The sequence below is a fragment of the Mycoplasma sp. 613B genome (assembly GCF_054343485.1).
Genome location: NZ_JBTGVH010000029.1, coordinates 1 through 5,167 on the forward strand (window position 1 = coordinate 1; position 5,167 = coordinate 5,167).

The 5,167-nt window shown below is 19.9% G+C and carries 3 protein-coding genes; all 3 read left to right on the forward strand.

Features of this window, described 5'->3' with window-relative positions:
- Positions 1–290: 290 nt before the first annotated feature.
- The 3 genes from ACXX87_RS03915 (at position 291) to ACXX87_RS03925 (ending at position 5,096) form a co-directional block, all read left to right on the forward strand.
- Complete coding sequence (locus tag ACXX87_RS03915) at positions 291–3,824, forward strand: hypothetical protein (RefSeq protein ID WP_458573312.1); 3,534 nt, start codon at positions 291–293, stop codon at positions 3,822–3,824.
- 82 nt (positions 3,825–3,906) lie between these two features.
- The gene (locus ACXX87_RS03920) at positions 3,907–4,704 is read left to right on the forward strand and encodes a hypothetical protein (protein ID WP_458573313.1); all 798 of its coding nucleotides are present in this window, start codon (positions 3,907–3,909) and stop codon (positions 4,702–4,704) included.
- A 101-nt stretch (positions 4,705–4,805) separates the two neighbouring features.
- Complete coding sequence (locus tag ACXX87_RS03925; RefSeq protein WP_458573314.1) at positions 4,806–5,096, forward strand: hypothetical protein; 291 nt, start codon at positions 4,806–4,808, stop codon at positions 5,094–5,096.
- Positions 5,097–5,167: the final 71 nt, after the last annotated feature.

Below are 5,167 nucleotides of genomic sequence, written 5' to 3' on the forward strand. Positions count from 1 at the left end.
TTGTCAGGTCTTTCAAATTTTAATAAATTTTGAATAATGTCCTGTTCTCAAGTGTTAGTATAATTAAGAAATTTAGTGTTTATTTTTAGAATTTTAAAAATAAGTTAATTTAATGAAATAATTACATATATTTTTGTAGTTTTAAATAGTTAATATAGATACATTTTCAAATAATGATTTTTAATATTTAATTTATTATCTTAATAAAAAGTAATAATCCAAATAAAATTGTTTTATAATAATAAAGTAAGAATTAAAAATTTAAATTTAAAGTATTTAGAAAGGTGTTTATGAAAAATAAAAAGATACAAAAAATTTTAATAATATTAGGTGGTGCTGCTACAGTAGTAACAGCAACTTCATTAGGACTTGTTTTTGGTTTAAAAAAATCAAATAATTTATCAAATATACAGAAAAATACAGAAAATGCAACAATTTCATTACTGGAATTGAATCAAACAAATGCTAAAATTCAAGCAACAATAAATTCTAATGATTCTAAATTTGATAATAAAGAAAAATTTAAAATCACTTTTAATGATATAGAATTTGTTTCTTCAAATTTAGAAAAAAAAGATAATAAAACTATTATAACTTTTGAACTTTCAAACTTAAGTTCTCAAACTTTATATAAATTTTATAATATTAGATTCAATGATAAAATAATTGAAACTATTAATAAAGATTTTAATTTTACAACTAAAAAAGCAGCAGAACAGAAAGTTTATGAAGTAGAAACTTTAGAAGCAACTAACATTTCAAACAATAGTTTAGATATTTCTTTTAACTTAAATAATAATGAAAATATTGAACCTAATCTTTTTACTGTTGAAGTAAGTGATTATAATGAATCAATTTTAGTTACTTTTAATTCCCAAACAAATTCCTATAATTTTCATTTAGAAAATTTAAATCCAAATACTGTATATGCTATTAATAAAATTAAATATAATAATAAAGATTTAAACATCAAGTCAACTAATAAAAGTTTTAGAACTACTACAAACGAATTAGTGCTAGAAAGTGTTAAATTAGTTTCAAAAACTAAAAATTCTGCAGTTCTTGAGTTAACTTTAAATAAAGAGTTAACTAATGAAAAATTAAGTCATTTATCTGCAAAATTTTTAGCAAATGCTACAACAACAATAACAATATCTAATTTCAAACATTTAGCAAATAATCATTTATTATTAACTCTTGAAAATTTAAATCCACAAACAAATTATAAATTAAATGAACTTACTTTAAATAGCGAAAATGCTGTTTTAAGTGAAGAAAATAAAATAAGTTTTAATACATCTAAAGATGTTAGTGAAGATACCTTTACAATAAGCAATGTAATATTTAAAAATGTAACTGAAACATCAGCAACTGTTAGAATTGAATTTAATGAAAATGAGTTAGTAGATTCTAATCATCATGAATTTGACTTAGAATTTACTAATAGAAATTCAACTAAATCAAATGATTATAATCTCGATAATAATTTTGTGGAAATTAATGTAGATAATTTAGATTTTCATACAACATATACACTTTCTAATGTTATGTTAAATGGACGTGTATTAACTTTACCAACTAGAAATAATGAATATAATTTTACAACTAAAGAGTGAACTAGACCTGTAATTTTAAATAATTTAGATTATAAAATAGAAGATAAAATTAATGAAAATCTTTCAGATGTGCTTTCATTAAATTTTGGAATAATTGATATGTTTCCACTTAAAAGACAACAATATTTCTTTGTTGCAACTTTAAGAGATCAAGAAACAAATGAAGATACAAAACTTTACTTTACATCAACATTCAAAGACAATAGTAAAACTCAATTAACTCTTGATAATGTTAGAATTCAACTAAGTGAAGATCCAGAATCTGATGGTGATTCATTATATTATGATTTACGTCCTAATAAAAATTATTTATTAAAGTCTTTTCAATTAGTAAAAGAAATTGAAAGTGATAACTATGGTACTGTGGATTTTACTTTAAAAGAAGGAAAAGAATTTACAATTGATACCCATATCAATAGAATTAAATATCAAAATGTTAATTTAAATAGTAGTAATAATAATTTAAATATATCATTAGATTTAACAGAACAAAGCAATGAAAATGTTCAGGCAACAATAGAAAGTGATTATGGTGGTTTATGAGTTATACCTTTAACTAAAACCAATAATAATAATTATGCAGGAACATTAAATTTAACTCAAATGCCAAGCGGAAATTTTAAAGTTTCTAAAGTTACTTTAAACAATAAACCAATTTTTGTTTCTGCAATTAATAAAGGTACAAATGAAATACAAGTGGAAATTGCAAAAGAAAAAAATAATATAATTAATTCTATAAATTATTTATTTGACAAACATAACTATGAACATAAAATCAGTTTATCTCTAAATAATGATAATAAAGAAAATCCCTTTATTTTTAAACAAAATCCTATGGTTGTAGTGGAAAAAAATGGTTTAACAAATACTTATATAAATTTACAAAGTCAATGAAATAAACAAACAAATCAACTAGATGTTTTTAGTTCAAATTTAGATTTTGGAGCATCATATAAAATATTAGGAATAGGAAATATTCATATTAATCAAGTTGATAATAACTCTTTTAAAATAATTGAAACAAAAGTAAATAAAAACCAATTAACTAGTGATCAATTAAATAGTTTCATTGATCAAATTCAAAGACTTGAGTTAAAAAAGCATTGATGAACTTCTGGTATTAAAGCAGAATTATTGAAAGAAAAAGATTTATTTAAATTTTTTGATTTATCAAATCTTTCTATCAATAAATTCGATGATAATATTACTTTTGAGTTTGATGAAAATAGTTTTAGTAACCAAGATGAATTAAATGGAACTTTAACCTTAACTTTTAAATTAGTAAGTGGTACAGAACAGTCAAAATCCAAAACATTAAATATAAGTAATTTATATTCACAAACTTGAATTAATAAAAATAAAACTAATACAAACTTATTTGATTCTTTAGTATCAATTTCAAAAGAAGGTTCAAGAAAATCAACCAAAGAATTTGATGAAGCATTTAGCGATCCTAAATATAATAATAGAGATGATTTAGATTCTTCATTTGGTAAACCTTCAATTATTATTGAACTAAATGACCAAAAATTAGCTGAATTTTTAGATATTGATAAAGTACTTACAAGTTATGATACAAATAAATTTAAAGTATATTTTGTAAAGTATAAAGATGATGAAGATGTTTATCAACCACACAAAACTACTGGTTATGCACCACTTGGGATGATGCAATATAAGTTAATGTTTTGATTTAATCAACATTCACCAGAAGATAAATATACAAATCAAGTAACCCCATTATGAGTTTCTGGTTATAATCAATATACAAATAAAAATTCTAAAGATTTATTTGCTTATTTATCATTGCAATCACAATTATTTTCTTCAAGTGAATATAAAAATATGAATGCAAGATATGGAATAAAATCCACAACACAAGAAACTGCTGATCAAATGCTAGAAGAAATTAATCAAAAAAGCAGTTCCAAAGAAAAATTACTTTATTTAGAGCAAAAAACTAATTTAATTAGATTTTTAAATGATAGCTATAATATTTTAAAAGATACTTATAATCCTCCTGTAACAAGAGATTATTTTGAATATGAAATTGTAAATGTGAAGAAAATATCTTATGGTCTTAATAATTTTTTAGATATAGCACTAGGTATCAAACCAATTTATTTAGGTGCAAACTCTAATAATGAAATTAAAAATGAAGTAATTAATAAAAATACAATTCATATTAAACTTTTAAATAATAATTAATTCTAAATATAAATATTATTTTTATCAGAAGTTTATGCTTCTGATTTTTAATAAACAAATTTAAAAGTAATATAATTAAATTATGAATGAAACAAATAGAAAAGTATTTTTAACTTTCTACCAACAAGTTCAAAGGTTAAAAAAAGAAAAGAAAATGCAAATTGAAGATGAAACGGCAGCTGAAGAGTATTTAAAAAGTAATAATTATATTCAATTTATAACACCTTATAAAATTGCTTTTGCAAAGAAAACAGAAGATTTTAATTTAAATGAATGAAAAGAAAATTTATCTATAAATAAAATTAGTAAAAACAATATTTTTAAACAATTATTTATTAATTCAAAAATGAAAAAACATATATATTATGAAGATTTTTCATTTAATTTATTAAAAGAAATTAATGAAAATAATAAAAAAATTTCTATTTTATTATTTAAAAAAATTCTTGAAATAGAAGGAAAATTGAAAAGTCAAATTAGCAATTATATAGCAATGTGTATGAAGATATATAAAGATGAAAAAAAATTAAAAGTTGACGAAAATTGAAAAATATTTTTGCAAAATTATAAGCCAAAAGAAAATTTTGAATTTATTATAAGTGAAAACGAAAGAAAAAAAATTTATTTTAAATATCACACTAAAACAAATAAATTTTTATATTTTATTGATGGTAAAAATGAGATATATGAACTTAATTATAAATGTTTAAATAATAATATATGTATAAACAATATATTACATAAATTAAATCTACAAAAAAAAGAAAAGAAAAATTTATTATATAAACTACAACAAAAAGCATTTGAAATAAAGGAATTTAAATTTTTAATGGAAAAAATAAAAAATATAAAGATTGCAATTATATTTGAAGAGATATAGAAAAATTTGAATTAGGAACTTTAATTTCTTTATTTAAAATAGTAAGCGAATTTGGAAAAAATAATAATTTTATAAATTTAATTTTTCCTAAAAATTGATCAATGGCAAAAATAACTGCATTTTTTAATTTTTTGCAAAAATTAAGAAACCATATTGCTCACCAAAAAAATTTACAATATTTTTATTTATTAGAACTAGAAGATGAATTTTTAAAAAATTTTAAAAAAATAAATAAAATCATTTTTTATTCTGATTTAAAATATTTACTTAAAATAAAAAATTTATTCGGTTTACCATATAGATTTGATATTTTTATTACCAAAAATGGTCTTCAAACTACTTTTAATAGTTTATTTGATAAAAAAATAAAACAAATTTTAAATTTTTTGTAAAAATATGTTAGAATTATGTAATTACAGATATAAAATGTCACTTTTTATAAATATGTGTTAATTTAATGATA